Origin of the sequence: Salinispora vitiensis, assembly GCF_000378825.1 — a bacterium.
Taxonomy (GTDB): domain Bacteria; phylum Actinomycetota; class Actinomycetes; order Mycobacteriales; family Micromonosporaceae; genus Micromonospora; species Micromonospora vitiensis.
Genome location: NZ_KB900388.1, coordinates 2491141 through 2507229 on the forward strand (window position 1 = coordinate 2491141; position 16089 = coordinate 2507229).

Consider the following 16089-nt stretch of genomic DNA (forward strand, 5'->3'; position numbering starts at 1 on the left):
GGGGTAGACTCAGTCCCCGCGGCGGCGACCCAGCATGTGATCCCAGCCCGCCAGATCCCCCGACCGACCGACCTGACGAGGCACGATGAGCATCAGCACCCCGGGCGGCCCGGAGCGCCGTCCGACCGTTGCCAGCACCACGAAGAAGTCAGCCGGGGGCAGACCGGCCAGCGGCAAGCCCGGATCCGGCAAGCCAGCGGGGGGCAGACCGGGGTCCGGTAAACCAGTGGGCAGCCAGCGCGGCGGCAAGAAGCCACGCAAGCCGATCACTCCGGTCAAGGTGAGCCAGCAGCGCAACTGGGGGCCGATCGCCCTCTTCGTCGCCGTCGGCGTGCTCGCTGTCGCGATCGTCGGCTACGGCGGCTGGGCGGCGTTCCAGGGCTCCAAGCCGTGGGACGAGCGGGCGAACGATATCGCCGACCTCGTCAACTTCCGCGAGCAGGACCCGGAGCTGGTCGCGGGCGGCAACCACCAGCAGGGCTCGATCGAGTACTCCGTCCTGCCCCCGGTCGCCGGCCCACACAACGACGCCTGGCAGAACTGCATGGGCGACATCTACGACGCCCCGATCGCCAACGAGCACGCCGTGCACAGCCTGGAGCACGGCGCGGTGTGGATCACTTACCAGCCGGACCTCGACGCCGGCCAGGTCGAGAAGCTGGCCGAGCGGGTACGCGGCAACGAGAAGCTCTTCCTCAGCCCGTACGAAGGCCTGGACCAGCCGATCTCGCTCCAGGCCTGGGGCTACCAGCTCAAGGTCGACAACGCCGATGACGGCCGGATCGACGATTTCATCAAGACGCTGAGGGTCAACGCCTCCATCGAGGGCCCCACCGCCCTCTGCGCCCAGGGCGTCACCGCCGTCGGCACCACACCGCGGGATCTCGGCCCGCAGATGCCACAGTAGTTAAGGAGCCGGGATGTCCACCCGCACGACCCTCGAAGACAAGCCCGACGGGGCTCCGCCCGCCGAGGGCGCCCGTCGACCCGCTGCCCAGTTCGGCACGGCGGTGGTGGCGATCGCCATCGTGATCGGCCTCCTGCTCGGCTACGCGGGCGGCCTACTCACCCCCGACCTCAATCGACCGGGGGATACCTCCGCCGAGGCGGGCTTCGCGCGGGACATGACCACCCACCACGCCCAGGCGGTGGAGATGGGGTTGATCGCCTTCAAGCACGGCACGGACCGGGAGGTCCAGACGATCGGTAACGACATCGCCCTCGGCCAGCAGGGTGACATCGGCATCATGCAGGGCTGGCTGCGGTCCTGGGAGCTGGACCCGACCGGCTCGGAGCCCCGGATGGCGTGGCTGCCGGACGGCACCGAGATGATCCGCGACGGGCTGATGCCAGGGATGGCCACCGCGGAGCAGATGACCCAGCTCCGGGAGGCCCAGGGCACGGAGTTGGATGTCCTCTTCCTCGAGCTCATGATCACGCACCACATCGGTGGCATCCACATGGTTGATGCGCTGCTCGACCAGAGCGACGAGCAGGACGTGGTCCAGACCGCGCAGACGATGAAGAACACCCAGCAGACAGATCTGACCAACCTGCGCAACGCACTCGAGCGCATCAAGGGCTGATCGGGCGGCCGGGCCGTCCGCGACCCGCACCACCACCGGGTGGTGCGGGTCGTTTGTCATGGTCAGAGGACGCGGTAAGTCCGATTCACGGGGTTACTCCCGGTTAGGGCGAATACATCTCAAAGAGAAGTTTCTCCGCACATATCGTGACCAGTTGTGATTCGGGCTCGTTGCGTAAGACGTGGGTGTTGCACTGAGAGACGCACGGCGTTCGGTCACCAGCTGGTGCCGGCGCCACACAATCGGCGGTGACGGGGCGGTGGCGGCCGTCCGTCGCGGAGTGCGGCAGAGCGAGCCAGGAGCGCTCAGCCGCGAACAGGAACTCGAGCTGATCGACACCTTGCGGGGCAGCTACCCCGACGCGTTCGGCTTGGAGGAGGGGCTCTGGACGCGGCAGGGCCTGCACACCATCATCCAGAACCGGTTCGGGTTGCCGCTCGACAACGGCGCTGTCGGGGCATACCTGCGGGCATGGGGGCTCGGCCCCCGGGAGCCACGCGAGCGCGCCTGCGGGCTCTGCGTCGGCGCGGTGGAGCGCTGGGTACGCACCGAGTACCCGGCGATCATCCGGGCCGCTCAGGAGCACCTGGCCGACGTGCACTGGATCGGCCGGATCCGGCTCCGCGGCACGATGCCAGCGGCGGACATCATCTCCGCGGTTTCGTCTCGGGGACGGGTCCAATTCATGGTCACTACGCCGTCGGTGGACCCGCCGCTCCCCCGCGACTTCGTACTCCGACTCAGCGGAGCGGAGCAACGCACCGTCCACCTGATCGTGGACGGCTCGTGGCCCCGCAATGAGTGGCCACGTCGGCTACCCCGCCGCATCGCGCTACACCCGCTGCCCAGCTGCGGTCGCGCCGTCGCCGCGTGACCACCGGCCCGGCCGGATGCGGGCGGTTGGAGCGCATCCGTGCGTACCGATTCGGTGATCGCGGGAAGGGTTTGCTACTCTTCTCCGGTCGCTGAGCCCCCGTAGCTCAGGGGATAGAGCACCGCCCTCCGGAGGCGGGAGCGCAGGTTCGAATCCTGCCGGGGGCACGTAGAACGTTTGAGCGACAGGGGCGGACGCCAAGGCGTCCGCCCCTTCTGTTTTGTGATCGGGCTGCCGCTACCTCGAAACGACCGGGGCCTTGCCCGTGGCGTCGGCAGCACCGGGAGCTGAAGCACATGGCGGACCGGTTACCTTCTGTGACGCCCAGTCCCCGCATCGACACTGATTATCTATCTTTAGGGGAAGGTGCTTTGAAGCCGCCACTGCCCATCGGCCGCCAGAACTACCTCTTCTCGGCAGAGCCGTGAGCGGCTGATCATTTTCCGGAGGGCGGGTGCATCCTCGGCATCCGGATCCCCGCCGTGTGGGCGAGGTGTTCGCCTGGGCAACACCTCTACCGACTGCCCAGGCCACTCGGCCCTGTCCGCGATTCGGTGCGCAGTGCCGGCCGAGTTTCGTCGCCGAAGCCAGGGGCGGCGGTACCCGGGCGGTGGGTCGCAGGACTTGACGCGGCCCAGCCCACCGACTTGTCGGAGTGCAGGGGCAACGCGGCGTACGATGCCGCGCAAGGGCAGAGGGAGACATGCCGATGAAGACCCAACAAACGCAGGGTCCCACTCCCGGCCGCGCGCGTCGCCATGCGGGCGGTCTCCTTCTGGCTGCTGCTGTCGCCGTCGGTCTCGCGCTGGCCACCGGAGTGGTACCGGGCGACCCGGGGCCCGAGCTGGGCCCGGTGCAGGCCGCATCCGTGGCGAACACCGATGCGGGGCCGGTCCGCTGTCCCGAGCAGTGGTACGAAACGGTACCGCCGGCCACCCCGTTCGCACCGGAGGTCATGGTCCCCACCGGGGCGACCGAGGTTCTGATGTGCAGCTACCCCACGCTGGGGACAGAACCATGGAGCCTCGGCAGCACCAGGCGCAACACCAGCGACGTCACCGAGCTGACCGACTACATCAACGGGCTGGCGATCTCATCCGGAGACGATGACGCCTGCCTGATGTACATCCCGTCTCTGCGGCGCAGCGTCGTGTTCGGCTACCCCGGACAGCGTGCGGTGACAATCCATCTGGGCTGCCCCTTCTGGCAACGCGACGGCGGCACGGCCCGCTACGCCGGCGACCAGCGGAAGGTCCTCGCGTACTGGGGCCTGAGCTGGAACCAGCACTGAACACTTGCCGCGCCGGCATGATCGCCCGCCGGGGCACCCGCCGCGGGCCGGGCTGGATTTCCTTCCGACCGGGTCGCTCCAGAAGCGGAAGTTCCGCTATAACGAGCATGCTGTCCCGCTGGCCGACCTCGCCCCCCTCGGAGGGTCCATGACGACGCAGTTGCGTGCCCGTCTCGACCAGATACTCCAAGCTGGGCAGGTCGGCGGTCTGCACGCCGTCGCGTCGGTTCGCGGTGGTCAAACCGTGCTGGAGTACTACCAGGCCGGCGAAGATTTCGTCTGGGGCGACTCACTGGGCGTCGTCGAGTTCGGGCCCGGGGTCCTGCACGACATCCGATCCGTCACCAAGAGCGTGACCGTCCTGTTGTACGGCATCGCGCTCGGCGAAGGACTGGTCCCGCCGCCAGCGGAGCCGCTCCTGCCGTGGTTCCCGCAGTACCCCGACCTGGCGGCCGACCCCCGGCGGGCCCGGCTCACCGTCGAGCACGCGCTGACGATGTCGTTGGGCCTGGAATGGCGCGAAGACCTCCCGTACGACAGCCCGGCCAACGCCGAGATCGCGATGGAGCTGGCGCCGGACCGATACCGGTACATCCTGGGGCGGCCGGTCGTCGAGCCGCCCGGCACCCGATGGACCTACTGCGGCGGTGCCACGGCTCTGCTCGGCCGGCTGATCGCCGGCGGCACCGGGCAGTCGCTGCCGCAGTACGCGCAGGCCGTGCTGTTCGCGCCGTTGGGCATCGGCAGCTTCGAGTGGATGACCGGCGCGGACGGAGTGGCCTCCGCAGCGTCCGGGCTGCGACTCGCGCCGCGCGACCTGGCCCGGCTCGGTGAGCTGGTGCTGGCCGAGGGAACCTGGGACGGTCAGCGGATCGTCCCCGCCGAATTGATCCGCACGATGCTCCAGCCGCGCCTGCACACCACCTGGGGCGGGCAGTACGGCTACCAGTGGTACATCGAATCCATCCAGGGCCATCGGCTGGTGGCCGGCATGGGAAACGGCGGCCAGCGCCTGTTCGTCCTGCCCGAACTGGACCTCACCGTAGCCGTCACCGCCGGCAACTACGACGACCCCGACCAGTGGCGGACCCCGCTCACGGTGCTGGAACAGGTCATCCTTCCCGCGGTGGCTTAAGGCCCCAGGACCGCCGGGCGATGCCGGCGGCAACACGACGCCGGTCGCGCCCTCCCGCTACGACAGCCTATTCGGCACCCCGGTCTGCGGCTGCCGTGAGCTGGTCAGCCAGGTCCCTCAGCGCCGGCCGTAACTCGTCGGGCCGGCGGATGGTGAAGGGCCACTCCAGTGCGGCCAGCAGGCGGGCCATGCCGTCCAGGCGCTCGGCCCGCGCGTGCAGCACGACACCGGCGGCATCCGCCGCAAGCGTCACGGCGGAGCGCGGCAGTCGGCGGGCGACCTCGTCCAGCGGCCCGTGGATGAGAACTTCGACGTCCCAGCGGTACGGAACACGGGCCAGCGCCGACGTCAGGTGGGTGACGGGGTCGAAGCCGTCCGGGACCGTGAAGGTTCGCGTACCAGTGGCAAGCGCAGCGATCCGGTCGATACGGAAGGTTCTTGGGCTGTCGTACTGGTGGTCGCGTCCGACCACATACCAGCGGCCGCGATGGAAGACGACACCGTACGGGTCGAGGTCGCGTTCGGTCTGCTCCTGTCGCCAGGACCGGTAGCTCATGCGGACCGCGGTGCGGGCGCGCGACGCCTGGGCCAGGGCCAGCAGCACGCCCGTCTCGGGTGCCTGTGCGGTCACCGTGTTCGTCGTGAAGGAGAGGGTCTCCCGGATGGCAGCCAGCGGTTCCCGCAGGCCGCGCGGAAGGACCCGTTCGATCTTGGCCAGGGCACCCGAGTGCGCCGGGGTGGTCATGCTCATGCCCAGCCGCTCCGCGGCGAGCAGTCCCACGACAACGGCGAGGGCCTCGTCGTTGGTGAGGACTAGGGGCGGCATCCGATAGCCGCGGGCCAGGCAGTAGCCGCCGTGACGGCCCCGTTCGGCCGCTACCGGAATCCCGAGATCGCGCAGGTGGGCGGCGTAGCGACGGACGGTTCGAACGTCGGTGCCGAGCCGATCGGCCAGCTCCCGACCAGTAAGCCGCGGGTGCGACTGCAGGAGCTCGAGCAGGGTCAGGACACGGGTCAGCGGATGAGACATAGGTCACTTACCATATCCGGACGGAAGCTGTCCTGTATTGATCCTACTCTTACGACACCTCAAGTCAGGGAGATCACATGGCTACCTTCGTACTCGTTCCCGGCGCATGGCTCGGCGCCTGGGCTTGGCAAGACACCGCCCACGCGCTGACTGGGCGCGGGCACACGGCGCTTCCGCTGACGCTGACCGGCCTCGGCGAGTACGCCGACCGGGGCACTCCGGCGACGAACCTGGAGACCCACATCGCCGACATAATCGACTTCGTCCAGCGAAGTGACCTGCACGACATCACCCTGGTCGCCCACAGCTACGCCGGTGCTCCCGTCACCGGAGCGGCTGCACAACTCGATGAACGGCTGCAGCGGGTGGTGTACGTGGACAGCGCTCCGTTCGCCACTGGCATGTGCATGCTCGACCTCATGCCACCGGAGGCTGCCGACCAGCTGCGCCACCAGGTCGCAACGGATGGCGGGGGTTGGCGACTTCCGATGCCCCCCTTTGAGGTCCTGGGGATGTCCAGCAGCCTCGACGGACTCGACCAGAACGAACGGGAGCTGCTGCGGGCCCGTGCCACCGCCCAACCTTTCGGGACCTACGAGCAGCGGCTCGCCGGCCCGGCCGAACCCCGCCACGACGTCGACCGCGTCCTGGTCACGTGCAACGACTTCCGGGAGTTGTTGAACGCCGGGGTACCGGCCCTGGCGTCCCTCTGCCAGCCGCCGTGGCGCCGGTTCGACCTGCACACGGGGCACTGGCCGATGTTGTCTGCCCCGGCTGAACTCGCCGACGTCCTCGATCTGGCCGTCAGCTGACCGCGGAGCGATGGACGCACTCAGCCGGCAACCCGCCGGGCACGGGCCCGGCGCTTCCCCTCCTGCATCGCCTGCACCCGAGCCACCGGGATGGTGTGCCCCTCGGCGATCAGGTCGGCGGGGAGCCGTTGCGCCGGGGGCATCCCGTCCGCCCACGGGTCCGCCGCGGCGACCAGGGCGGGCGCGGTCTGAATCGTGAAATCGGTGGGCGTGACCGCCGGCAGGAGGTCCCAGGGCACCGGGAACGAAACCGGCACGCCGGGCCGTAGCCGCGGGCTATAGGCGGACACCACCGTCGCCCCACCAGCGCGGGTGGAGTCGATGAAGACCTTCCCACTCCGGTCCTCCCGGATGAAGGCGGTCGTCGCCAGTTCCGGGTCGAGGCGTGCGGCCCGAAGCGCGAGCGCTCGGGTGGCGGCGGCCAGCTCCTCGGCCGTCGCCTCCGCCGTCACCGGCACGAACACGTGCACCCCCTTGGCACCACTGGTCTTCGCCGCACCGGCAAGCCCGGCGCCGGCGAGAGCCCGGCGGACCAAAAGGGCCGCGGCCACCGCCACCTCGAACGGGGCGCCCTCCGGCGGGTCCAGGTCAAGCACGAGGTGGGTCGGGCACTGCAGGGCGGCGACCGTGGCGAGGGTGGGGTGGAACTCCACCGCCCGCTGGTTGGCGAGCCAGAGCAACGTACGTCGGTCGCCGCAGAGGGCGTACGAGATCTCGCGGTGCGACGCTGCCGCCCACACCCCCGTACGGGGAACCCAGTCCGGGGTGTACTTCGGCAGGTTCTTCTGCATGAACGGGGGCTGCCCGGGGCGTACCCGGATGACCGACAGCGGCCGTTCCCGCAGGTGCGGCAGGATTCGGTCGCGCATCATGTCCAGGTAGTTCACCAGGTCGCGCTTTGTCGCGCCCGCACCGTCGAACAGCGGCTGCCCCAGGTTGGTCAGCGCCACCCCGTCCCGGGTCTCCTCGACCTTGCCCATCTGGTCACCCTGCCGACGGCTGAGGCGGTGGTCAACACACCAGGCCGTCAACGCGAACACGTCGGCCAGCCGCGCTCCGGCACCGGGCGGGGGCCACCGCCAGAGCATCGCCCAAAGTTCCCTCGACACGGCCAAACGGACCTACCTGGGTGTGGCGAACGCCACTGGATTCCACATCAGCCGGGCATCTGACCGATCGGTCAGGCATGCTGTTCGAGGAGGTGGGACCGACATGACACGGGCAGCGCCCGAGCGGCACGACGATATTCTCGCAGCGGCGGGGCGACGGTTTGCGCAATCCGGCTACCGGGGCACGTCGTTGCAGGAGATCGCGGCAGACGTGGGCTGCTCGAAGGCGGCGGTGCTCTACCACTTCGCCGACAAGAGGGCCATTCTTGCCGAGTTGGTAGCCCGGCCGATCGATCAGCTACGGGAGCTCGACGAGCGCATCGCCGCCGCAAGCAGCCCGGCGGAGGCGCAACGGGTCGCGGCCGAGGGCTTCGTCGACCTGGCCGTCCAGTTCCGCCGCGAGACCGCGTTCCTCCGCGGCGAGTTCCCCGGCCTGTTCCAGCAACCCCCCTTCAGCCACCTACAACACATCCCGGATCGGCTCGCCCGCGCCTTCGCCGGACATTCCGACCACCCGGCTGCCCGGGTCGCGGCGCTGGTGATCCTCGCCGGCATCGCCGAGACGTGCGGCGAATTCATCGACCTCCCCGAGGCGGAACTACGTCCGGCGCTGCTCGCACTGGTCCGCCGGGCACTCGAACCGGTCAACTGACCCCAACCAATAACGACGGAGGATATCGACTCATGTCGACCCTGCTCTACCGGCTCGGCCGCGGCGCGATGCGCAGACGACGCCTCGTCGCCGCGATCTGGCTAGTCGTGCTCGTCGGTCTCGGCCTGGCGGCCCTGAACCTGCGCGGCCCGACGGCGAGCGACTTCAGCATGCCCGGCACCGAGTCGCAGCAGGCGCGGGATCTGCTCGAGGAGCAGTTCCCGGCGGCCAGCGGCGCCACCGGCACGATCGCGCTCAAAGCCCCACAGCCGGGCCTGCTCGGCACGCCGCAGGGCCAGGCGGTGGCCATTGAGGTCACCCAGGAGGCCGCGACACTGCCCGGCGTGCTCAACGCGGTGGACCCAGCCACGGCCCAGGCCATCAGCCCCGACGGCGAGTACGGGCTGATCCAGGTCCAGTTCGCCGAGGGCGCGGACAAGGTCACCGACGAGGAGCGGGAGGCGTACGAGCAGGTCGGCGCCGCAGCCAAGGCGCAGGGCTGGCAGGTCGCCCCCGGCGGTGAGGTACTCAACGCCGAGCCGAAGGCCGGCTCCTCCGAGGCGATCGGCGTCGCCGTCGCGGCGATCGTCCTGGTCATCACCTTCGGCTCGCTGGTAGCGGCGGGAATGACCATGCTGAACGCGCTGATCGGGGTCGGCGTCGGTATGGCCGGTCTCTACGCGCTCAGCGGCACGGTCGAGTTGACCAGCACCGCGCCGATCCTCGCCCTGATGCTCGGTCTCGCGGTCGGCATCGACTACTCGCTCTTCATCACCTCCCGCTACCGGCAGAACCTGCTCGAAGGCCTGCCGCCGGACGAGGCGGTCGGCCGGGCGGTCGGCACCGCCGGCTCGGCTGTGCTCTTCGCCGGCGCCACCGTGGTCATCGCGCTCGCCGGACTGGCAGTGGTAGACATCCCGTTCCTGACCGTGATGGGTCTGGCCGCCGCCGGAACGGTCGTCGTCGCCGTGCTGGTCGCCCTCACCCTGCAGCCGGCGCTGCTCGGTTTCGCCGGCCGCCGGGTGCTCCGCCGCAAGCAACGGCACCAGTACCGGTCCACCCCGACCGAGTCGAAGACGGACGCACCCGAACCGGCCGCGTCGGCCGAGGACCGCTCCACCTTCGGCTTCCGCTGGGCCCGGCTGGTCATCCGGTTCCGGGTGCCGGTGATCCTGGTCGCCCTGCTCGGGCTGGGCGCGCTCGCGCTACCCACCTCCGACATGCGGCTGGCCCTCCCGGACCAGGGGACCGCACCGGTCGGCTCACCGGCCCGGGTCTCCAACGACCTGATCAGCGAGGGCTTCGGACCGGGCTTCACCGGTCGCCTGGCGATCGTGGTGGCCGGGGACAGCCCGCAGGCGACGGCGGCAGCCGTACCCCAGGTCGCGGCCCTGGTTCAGGACACCAACAACGTCCTGGCCGTGACGCCACCGCAGCTGAGTCCGGACGGGCGGACCGCCCTGCTCGGCGTGATCCCGGAGACCGGTCCCACCGACCCGGCGACCGAGCAGGTGGTGGACGACATCCGCGGCTCGGTCGGCGGCATCCAGGGGGCCGACGTGCTGCTCACCGGGGTAACCGCGATCGGTATCGACGTCTCGGAGAAACTCGCCGACGCCCTGCCGATCTATCTACTCCTGGTCGTCGGGCTGTCGATCGTGCTGTTGATGCTGGTGTTCCGCTCGCTGCTGGTGCCGGTGAAGGCCGCGCTGGGCTTCCTGCTCACCGTGGCGGCCACCTTCGGACTCACCGTCGCGGTCTTCCAGCAGGGCCACCTCGCCGACCTGGTCGGTCTGGACACACCGGGGCCGCTGATCAGCTTCCTGCCGATCCTGCTCATCGGTATCCTCTTCGGACTGGCGATGGACTACGAGGTCTTCCTCGTCTCCCGGATGCGGGAGGACTTCATCCACGGCGACACCGCCCGGCAGGCCACCATCAACGGGATGGGTCACGGTGCTCGGGTGGTCACCGCGGCCGCACTCATCATGATCTCCGTCTTCGGTGGCTTCATCTTCATGGAGGACCCGATCATCAAGTCGATGGGCTTCGCGCTGGCGGTCGGCGTCGCCATCGACGCGTTCGTGGTCCGGATGACGATCGTGCCGGCGGTCATGTCGCTGCTCGGCGACGCCGGTTGGTGGCTGCCGCGCTGGCTGAACCGGGTCCTGCCCAACGTGGACGTGGAGGGTGAAGGACTGCGGAACCACCTGGCGGAGCAGGAGCCCGCCCGCACCTGAGGTTGGCGAGGGGCCCCTGCTCCGGTACGCGTGACGTGCCGGAGCAGGGGCCCCTCCCGCTGTACGTGGACCCGGGCCTCCCCCTGGCGGGCCCGCTACACCCCGGCCGGGTACGTCTCCAACTCGCCGCGGGTGCCCCGGGCGGGGAGCGGGTCCAGCGCGGTCGCCTCGTCGCACCAGACGAACCCGTCGTACCGCTCCCCCAGCCGGGTCGGCTGATAGTTACCCCAGGACTCGAGCGAGGGGTTGTAGACCACCCCGATCGCCCGGTGGTCCAGCGGCTCGGTCACCCAGCCGGGCTGGTCGGCGCCGCCGAAGACCAGCACTGCCTGTTCCGGCAGCAGCTCGTGTAGCCGCCGTTCCACCGACCCCTCCCGGGCCGGCGGAACGTTCATCTTCTCGGCCGGCGAGCCCCACTGCGGCGCGGCGACCACCGTGCCCCGATGGCTACCGAACCCGACCAGGACGACATCGTCCCGGCTGTGCCGCTCCCGGGCCAGCTGGCCGAGGCTCACCATGCCGTCGGCGACCATGTCGGTTGCCCGCGCGTCCCCGACGTGGGTGTTGTGGGCCCACACCACCCCACGTGCCTCCGGGCCGTAGCGCTCCAGCAGCCGGTCCAGCGTGTCGGCCATGTGGTGGTCCCGGATGTTCCACGACTCCGGCCCACCGCCGATCATCGCCCGGTAGTACCGCTCCGCGCCGGAGACGACCTCCGCGTTCTGCCAGGCCGAGAAGGCGCCCGCACCGTCGGTCGCCGCGTGTTCCCGAATCCGCGCCAGCAGGCAGACCACCTCGTCCTCACAGCGCGCGGAGACGAACCGGCTCGCTGCGCCGTACTCCTCGATCCGCCGTCCGTACGGCTCGAAGCACCGGTAGGCGTCCTGCGCGGCGTCCAGCGCCCCCGGCGCCTCCTCCCCCAGGTAGTCGAAGATGGCCTGCATCGACTCCCACAAGCTGTAGACGTCCAGCCCGTGGAAACCGACCCGTTCCGGCTCGGGCCGTTGCCCGTTCCACCCCCGCAGCCAGCGGCAGAAGCGGGCCACCTCCGCGTTCGCCCACATCCAGGTGGGCCACCGTTCGAACCGTTCGAGGGCGGCCTGCGGTTCGACGGCGGCGTCGGGGGCGGCCGTGACCGAGCGGTGCACCCGGTCGCAGTCCGGCCAGTCCCCCTCCACCGCGACGAACGAGAAGCCACCCTCGGCGATCAACCGCCGGGTCAGCTCCCCGCGCAGCCGGTAGTAGTCATGGCTGCCGTGGGTCGCCTCCCCGAGCATCACGATCCGGGCGTCCCGGGCGCGCTCCAGCAACGGGTCGAAATCACTCGGGGCGCCGAGCCGCCGCACCAGCATGCCGGGCGGCTACCCTGCCCACCGGGTGGGCAAACATGCGCTAAGCCCCCAGCAGGCGGAACAGCACCAGCCACTGCTCCGGCCAGACCTGACCGACCGGGGTCGCCGGATCGAGTCGGGTCGCGCGCAGTGCCGCCGCCAGCCGCGCCCGCGGGTGGTGGCGGGCCAGCGACGCCGCGAGCGAGCCGCCGACGCCGTCGAAGCCCAACTCCACCATCCGGCGGTACGCGGGCAGCGCCGCCACCGGCAGCAGCGGCTCCCGGCGGCGCTCGATGCGCAGGATGCCGGCGTCCACCCGCGGGATCGGACGGAACGCCGTTCTGGGCACCCGCCCGGCCAGCCGCCAGCTGAACTCCGGCCAGCTGCGCACGGTCAACCGCGTCCACCGCCCGTAGTCACCGCTGCGCTTGCGGGCGTACTCGAGTTGGGTGAGCAGGGTGGCCGCGCGTAGGCCCGGCGCGGCCAGGCACCAGCGGACCACGGCGGAGGTCAGTGACCACGGAATGTTGCCGACCACATCGAAGGGTGCCCGCGGGGCCGGGGCGGTCAGGAAGTCGGCCTGCCGACAGGTCACAGTGGGCAGACCCGCGCAGCTTCGGAGCAGCTCGGCAGCGGCGACCGGGTCTACCTCGTAGGCGATGAGGCGACGGCTGCGGGCGGCGAGCAGCCGGGTCAACTGGCCATGCCCGGCACCCACCTCCAGCAGAAGGCGGTCCAGGTCGGGCTGGGCGGCCCGGGTCAGCCGGCTGATCGCGGCCGGATCAACGAGAAAATTCTGGGAGAGTACGCGACGGGACCGGTCACGTTCGGTTACCTGGGTACGGCGGGGCGCCATGGATCGTCGTCCTGTCTGTCGCCCGGTGGCGACGCTGGACAGGCAGCCGGAATCGGGGCCTGTCCGAATGGATCGGGACTCGGACGGCCCTCGGCGCGGGCGCGCGGTGCGCGGTTGGTCAGGCGCGGCGGGCGCCGGCCGGGGCCGGACGCCGAACGCGCGGACGGGCCACCAACAGCGGCCCGTGGGCGGCCGGCACGGCAGCCCACTCAGTCAGGGGGTACGCGAACATGGCCCGGACTGTAGTCGCCCCGGTCGCCGCGCACGACAGATTTTCGCCCTACCGACGCAGGTGCAGATCATCGCCGTACCGGCGCCGGTCGGGACGTGCTAGGCGGCTACGCGGGCACCTCAACAGTGCGGGCCTCGGTGCGGGCCGTCTCCGCCGCGGCCAGGATGGCCACCACCTCACGACCGAACCGGACGTCGAGGCGGTGATCCCGGGTCCCCGAGTCGATCTCCGCCAGGAGCTGGTCGATCGCCGTCCCGAACGCCCCGGCCAGGGTGCCGTTGCCGTGGGGAGCGGTCTCGATGCCGCTGTCGCCGTAGAAGACGACGTCCTGACGGACCGCTCCGCTGGGAGCGTCCAGGGTGAGCGACAGCCTGCTGGTAGCGCCGTTGTCGTGGGTGAGCAGCAGGTGCACCAGACCCCGGGGGCCACCCATCGCCGCGACCCGGGTGACTCGCCCCATGACCGGCAGGACCAGGGACAGCGCGTGCGGACCGATGTCCCAGAGCCCGCCGTGCTCACGCCGCCAGGCAGAGCCCGCGTACGGGCTGCCCGGCTGGAAGATCGAGGCGAAGAGGGTCGCCTCGGCGTGCTGCCAGCCGCCGTCCGCGGCGGTGGCGGCGAGGAAGTTGGTGACGTTCTGGTGATAGCGCTGGGTGAAGAAGACCAGCGAGGCGACGTTGGCAGCCTGGGCCGTGGCGACCAGACGGTCGGCGTCGGCGAGGGTCAACGCGAGCGGCTTGTCGAGTAAAAGGTGCCGTCCCGCCGCGGCGGCCCGGGTCGCCAGCTCGACCTGCACATCTGGTGGCAGGGCGATCGCCACGGCCTCGCACGCCTCGATCAGCGCGTCGGCGTCGTCGAACGCCGGCACGCCGTACCGCTCGGCGAGCGCGGCGGCCTTGACCGGGTCCCGCCCCCAGACACCGACCAATTCCGTACGGGGATGGGCGGCCAGGCCCGCTCCGTGCGTCTCGCCCGCCCAGTGCCCGGTACCGAACAACCCAAACCGCACCACGAACCTCCAACCAGTCGGCGCCGCGGCCCACCGCGGTGTCGCAGCCAACGCTATCCGGCGGGGCAAGGACACCGCCGGAAGGTGTACTACCCGGATTAGTAGAGTGTGCCGGTGACCGAAGCGAGCGCGACCACCAGCGCTGCTGGCGACCTCCCAGTCGACGGGCTCCTCGCCGCCGTCCCGATCGCGCTCTCCCTCCTCATCGCGGGTTGGGCGCTCGTGGCGACGCTGCGGCACCGCGCCCCGGACCGGGCGCAGTTCGCCGGCCTGGCCGTGCTGGAAGCGGCGCTGCTCGTGCTCACCGTAGTCACCCTGGTCGCCCTCGGCGGGGGCCAGCGGCCGGACGAGCCGGGATCCTTCTTCGGCTACCTGGCCACCCTGGTCTGCCTACCCCCGCTGGCCTGGGTGCTGGCCCGAATGGAACCCACCCGGTGGGGGTCGGCCATCGTCTGCACGATCTGCCTGGTCACCCCGGTGGTTCTGGTCCGACTCCAGCAGACCTGGACGGTGCTCGGTGGCTGACCCGCAACCCACCGAGCGCCCGGGACCTGCCGAGCGCCCGCAACCCGCCGGGCGCCCGCCCGCCGATCGGACCCGGACCAATTCCGGCCCCGGTCGCCTCCTGATCGCGGTCTACCTGCTCTTCGCCATCGCCGCCACCAGCCGGGCCGGCCTCCAGATCGCCACCCGGTTCGAGGCGGCGCCGATGGCGTACCTCCTCTCCGCCCTCGCCGCCGCGGTCTACATCGTGGCGGCGGTGGGGCTGGGCCGGGCCGGTCGCACCGGCCGCCTGATCGCACTGGCCTGCTGCACGGTCGAGTTGGTCGGGGTGGTGGGTGTCGGCGCGGTCAGCCGGGCCCGGCCGGAGTTGTTCCCGGACGAGACGGTCTGGTCCGGCTTCGGCAGCGGGTACGGCTACATCCCGCTGGTGCTGCCGGTGCTCGGGCTGCTCTGGCTCTGGCGTACCCGCCACGACCTCGACCTGGCCGCGGCCAGCCGGTCGAGGCCGTCCCGGGTCGCGCCGGATCAGTCCTTCGGCCCGCCGGCGACGTAGAGGACCTGCCCGGAGAGGAAGGACGCGCCCGCGCTGGCCAGGAACGAGATGGTGTGCGCGATGTCCTCCGGGCGGCCCACCCGGCGGACCGGGATCTCCGCCTCCGCGTGTTTCTGCAGCGCCTCGAAGTCGACCTTCATGCGGGCGGCGGTCGCCGCGGTCATGTCGGTGACGATGAAACCCGGAGCGACGGCGTTGACCGTCACCCCGAACGGGCCCAACTCGATCGCGAGGGTCTTCGTGAAGCCCTGCAGACCGGCCTTGGCCGCGGCGTAGTTCGCCTGCCCCCGGTTACCGAGCGCGGAGGTGCTGGAGAGGTTGACGATCCGGCCCCACCGCTGCTCGACCATGTGCTGCTGGGTGGCCTGGCTGAACAGGAAAGCACCCCGCAGGTGCACGCCCAGCACCGTGTCCCAGTCCGCGTCGGACATCTTGAACAGCAGATTGTCCCGCAGCACACCGGCGTTGTTCACCAGGACGGTGGGGGCACCGAGCTCGGCGGCGACCCGCTCGACGGCCGCCTCCACCTGGGCCCGGTCCGACACGTCCGCACCGACGCCGAGCGCCCGTCCACCCGCCTCGGCGATGGCGGCGACGGTCGCATCGGTCGCGGACTTGTCGATGTCCACCACCGCTACGGCCAACCCGTCGGCGGCCAACCGTCGGGCGGTGGCCGCTCCGATGCCCCGCGCCGCGCCGGTCACGATCGCGACCCGCTGCTCCGACATGCTACCTCCCAGTAACGTCGATCGATCCGAGGAGCTTAGCCCACTCGGGTCGACTCGTTGCCCGCCCAGGAAGCGGTCGCGCTCAGGTGCTCGATCGGTTGTCCGCGGCGCCGCGGTGGGCGTGCCGATCCTGGTCGGGCTGCCGAG

16 protein-coding genes and 1 tRNA gene are annotated in these 16089 nt (G+C 70.8%); 11 read left to right on the forward strand and 6 right to left on the reverse strand.

Going from position 1 to position 16089, the window contains the following annotated elements; genetic code table 11:
* Nucleotides 1–85: 85 nt before the first annotated feature.
* From SALPAC2_RS0111490 to SALPAC2_RS0111515, 6 genes are all read left to right on the forward strand, one after another.
* Entirely contained in the window at nucleotides 86–907 is an 822-nt protein-coding gene (locus SALPAC2_RS0111490; RefSeq protein ID WP_026184642.1) for a DUF3105 domain-containing protein, read from the forward strand.
* A 13-nt stretch (nucleotides 908–920) separates the two neighbouring features.
* On the forward strand, nucleotides 921–1586 hold the full coding sequence (locus tag SALPAC2_RS0111495; RefSeq protein ID WP_018216805.1) for a DUF305 domain-containing protein: 666 nt from the start codon (nucleotides 921–923) through the stop codon (nucleotides 1584–1586).
* Nucleotides 1587–1767: 181 nt separating this feature from the next.
* On the forward strand, nucleotides 1768–2460 hold the full coding sequence (locus SALPAC2_RS0111500; protein WP_033661890.1) for a winged helix-turn-helix domain-containing protein: 693 nt from the start codon (nucleotides 1768–1770) through the stop codon (nucleotides 2458–2460).
* Nucleotides 2461–2555: 95 nt separating this feature from the next.
* Nucleotides 2556–2627: transfer RNA gene (locus tag SALPAC2_RS0111505), tRNA-Arg, on the forward strand.
* A gap of 542 nt (nucleotides 2628–3169) precedes the next feature.
* Nucleotides 3170–3751: a hypothetical protein gene (locus tag SALPAC2_RS27865; RefSeq protein WP_018216807.1), complete on the forward strand. Its 582-nt coding sequence runs from the start codon at nucleotides 3170–3172 to the stop codon at nucleotides 3749–3751.
* Between the two features lie 148 nt (nucleotides 3752–3899).
* Nucleotides 3900–4886, forward strand: coding sequence for a serine hydrolase domain-containing protein (locus SALPAC2_RS0111515; RefSeq protein WP_018216808.1), 987 nt, complete (start codon nucleotides 3900–3902; stop codon nucleotides 4884–4886).
* Nucleotides 4887–4953: 67 nt separating this feature from the next.
* Here SALPAC2_RS0111515 and SALPAC2_RS0111520 read toward each other — a convergent pair whose 3' ends face one another.
* Nucleotides 4954–5916, reverse strand: a complete 963-nt coding sequence (locus SALPAC2_RS0111520; protein ID WP_018216809.1) for a helix-turn-helix transcriptional regulator — start codon at nucleotides 5914–5916, stop codon at nucleotides 4954–4956.
* Nucleotides 5917–5993: 77 nt separating this feature from the next.
* On the opposite strand from SALPAC2_RS0111520, the gene SALPAC2_RS0111525 reads away from it, so the two are divergent.
* Complete coding sequence (locus SALPAC2_RS0111525; protein ID WP_018216810.1) at nucleotides 5994–6728, forward strand: alpha/beta fold hydrolase; 735 nt, start codon at nucleotides 5994–5996, stop codon at nucleotides 6726–6728.
* A gap of 20 nt (nucleotides 6729–6748) precedes the next feature.
* Here SALPAC2_RS0111525 and SALPAC2_RS0111530 read toward each other — a convergent pair whose 3' ends face one another.
* Complete coding sequence (locus tag SALPAC2_RS0111530) at nucleotides 6749–7708, reverse strand: non-homologous end-joining DNA ligase LigD (protein ID WP_085981297.1); 960 nt, start codon at nucleotides 7706–7708, stop codon at nucleotides 6749–6751.
* Nucleotides 7709–7940: 232 nt separating this feature from the next.
* On the opposite strand from SALPAC2_RS0111530, the gene SALPAC2_RS0111535 reads away from it, so the two are divergent.
* Together SALPAC2_RS0111535 and SALPAC2_RS0111540 are read left to right on the forward strand one after the other, a co-directional pair.
* Nucleotides 7941–8489 carry a TetR/AcrR family transcriptional regulator gene (locus tag SALPAC2_RS0111535; protein ID WP_018216812.1) on the forward strand — a complete coding sequence of 183 codons (549 nt, stop codon included), beginning with the start codon at nucleotides 7941–7943 and terminating at the stop codon, nucleotides 8487–8489.
* Nucleotides 8490–8521: 32 nt separating this feature from the next.
* Nucleotides 8522–10729 (forward strand): MMPL family transporter, encoded by a 2208-nt coding sequence (locus SALPAC2_RS0111540; protein ID WP_018216813.1) that lies wholly within the window; start codon nucleotides 8522–8524, stop codon nucleotides 10727–10729.
* A 95-nt stretch (nucleotides 10730–10824) separates the two neighbouring features.
* Here SALPAC2_RS0111540 and SALPAC2_RS0111545 read toward each other — a convergent pair whose 3' ends face one another.
* The 3 genes from SALPAC2_RS0111545 to SALPAC2_RS0111555 all read right to left on the reverse strand — a co-directional run bounded on the left by SALPAC2_RS0111545 (nucleotide 10825) and on the right by SALPAC2_RS0111555 (nucleotide 14160).
* On the reverse strand, nucleotides 10825–12081 hold the full coding sequence (locus tag SALPAC2_RS0111545; RefSeq protein ID WP_018216814.1) for an erythromycin esterase family protein: 1257 nt from the start codon (nucleotides 12079–12081) through the stop codon (nucleotides 10825–10827).
* Between the two features lie 40 nt (nucleotides 12082–12121).
* Complete coding sequence (gene erm, locus SALPAC2_RS0111550) at nucleotides 12122–12916, reverse strand: ErmE/ErmH/ErmO/ErmR family 23S rRNA (adenine(2058)-N(6))-methyltransferase (RefSeq protein WP_018216815.1); 795 nt, start codon at nucleotides 12914–12916, stop codon at nucleotides 12122–12124.
* Between the two features lie 338 nt (nucleotides 12917–13254).
* Nucleotides 13255–14160, reverse strand: a complete 906-nt coding sequence (locus SALPAC2_RS0111555) for a Gfo/Idh/MocA family protein (RefSeq protein ID WP_018216816.1) — start codon at nucleotides 14158–14160, stop codon at nucleotides 13255–13257.
* A gap of 105 nt (nucleotides 14161–14265) precedes the next feature.
* Between SALPAC2_RS0111555 and SALPAC2_RS0111560 the strand changes: the two genes are divergently transcribed.
* A complete protein-coding gene (locus SALPAC2_RS0111560; protein ID WP_018216817.1) occupies nucleotides 14266–14682 on the forward strand; it encodes a hypothetical protein in 417 nt (138 codons plus the stop codon).
* Nucleotides 14675–15214: a hypothetical protein gene (locus SALPAC2_RS0111565; protein WP_018216818.1), complete on the forward strand. Its 540-nt coding sequence runs from the start codon at nucleotides 14675–14677 to the stop codon at nucleotides 15212–15214. The genes SALPAC2_RS0111560 and SALPAC2_RS0111565 overlap by 8 nt, the downstream gene beginning before the upstream one ends.
* On the opposite strand, the gene fabG is transcribed toward SALPAC2_RS0111565, so the two are convergent.
* Complete coding sequence (gene fabG, locus SALPAC2_RS0111570) at nucleotides 15187–15942, reverse strand: 3-oxoacyl-ACP reductase FabG (protein ID WP_018216819.1); 756 nt, start codon at nucleotides 15940–15942, stop codon at nucleotides 15187–15189. The two genes, SALPAC2_RS0111565 and fabG, sit on opposite strands and share 28 nt — an antisense overlap.
* Between the last annotated feature and the right edge of the window lie 147 nt (nucleotides 15943–16089).

Bases quoted from the DNA above. Each gene is read 5' to 3' on its own strand.
- SALPAC2_RS0111545 (WP_018216814.1), bottom strand. From the start codon at position 12,081: ATGCTGGTGCGGCGGCTCGGCGCCCCGAGTGATTTCGACCCGTTGCTG.
- SALPAC2_RS0111540 (WP_018216813.1), top strand. From the start codon at position 8,522: ATGTCGACCCTGCTCTACCGGCTCGGCCGCGGCGCGATGCGCAGACGA.
- SALPAC2_RS0111525 (WP_018216810.1), top strand. From the start codon at position 5,994: ATGGCTACCTTCGTACTCGTTCCCGGCGCATGGCTCGGCGCCTGGGCT.
- SALPAC2_RS0111515 (WP_018216808.1), top strand. From the start codon at position 3,900: ATGACGACGCAGTTGCGTGCCCGTCTCGACCAGATACTCCAAGCTGGG.
- SALPAC2_RS0111530 (WP_085981297.1), bottom strand. From the start codon at position 7,708: ATGGGCAAGGTCGAGGAGACCCGGGACGGGGTGGCGCTGACCAACCTG.
- SALPAC2_RS0111495 (WP_018216805.1), top strand. From the start codon at position 921: ATGTCCACCCGCACGACCCTCGAAGACAAGCCCGACGGGGCTCCGCCC.
- erm (WP_018216815.1), bottom strand. From the start codon at position 12,916: ATGGCGCCCCGCCGTACCCAGGTAACCGAACGTGACCGGTCCCGTCGC.
- SALPAC2_RS0111490 (WP_026184642.1), top strand. From the start codon at position 86: ATGAGCATCAGCACCCCGGGCGGCCCGGAGCGCCGTCCGACCGTTGCC.
- fabG (WP_018216819.1), bottom strand. From the start codon at position 15,942: ATGTCGGAGCAGCGGGTCGCGATCGTGACCGGCGCGGCGCGGGGCATC.
- SALPAC2_RS27865 (WP_018216807.1), top strand. From the start codon at position 3,170: ATGAAGACCCAACAAACGCAGGGTCCCACTCCCGGCCGCGCGCGTCGC.
- SALPAC2_RS0111535 (WP_018216812.1), top strand. From the start codon at position 7,941: ATGACACGGGCAGCGCCCGAGCGGCACGACGATATTCTCGCAGCGGCG.
- SALPAC2_RS0111520 (WP_018216809.1), bottom strand. From the start codon at position 5,916: ATGTCTCATCCGCTGACCCGTGTCCTGACCCTGCTCGAGCTCCTGCAG.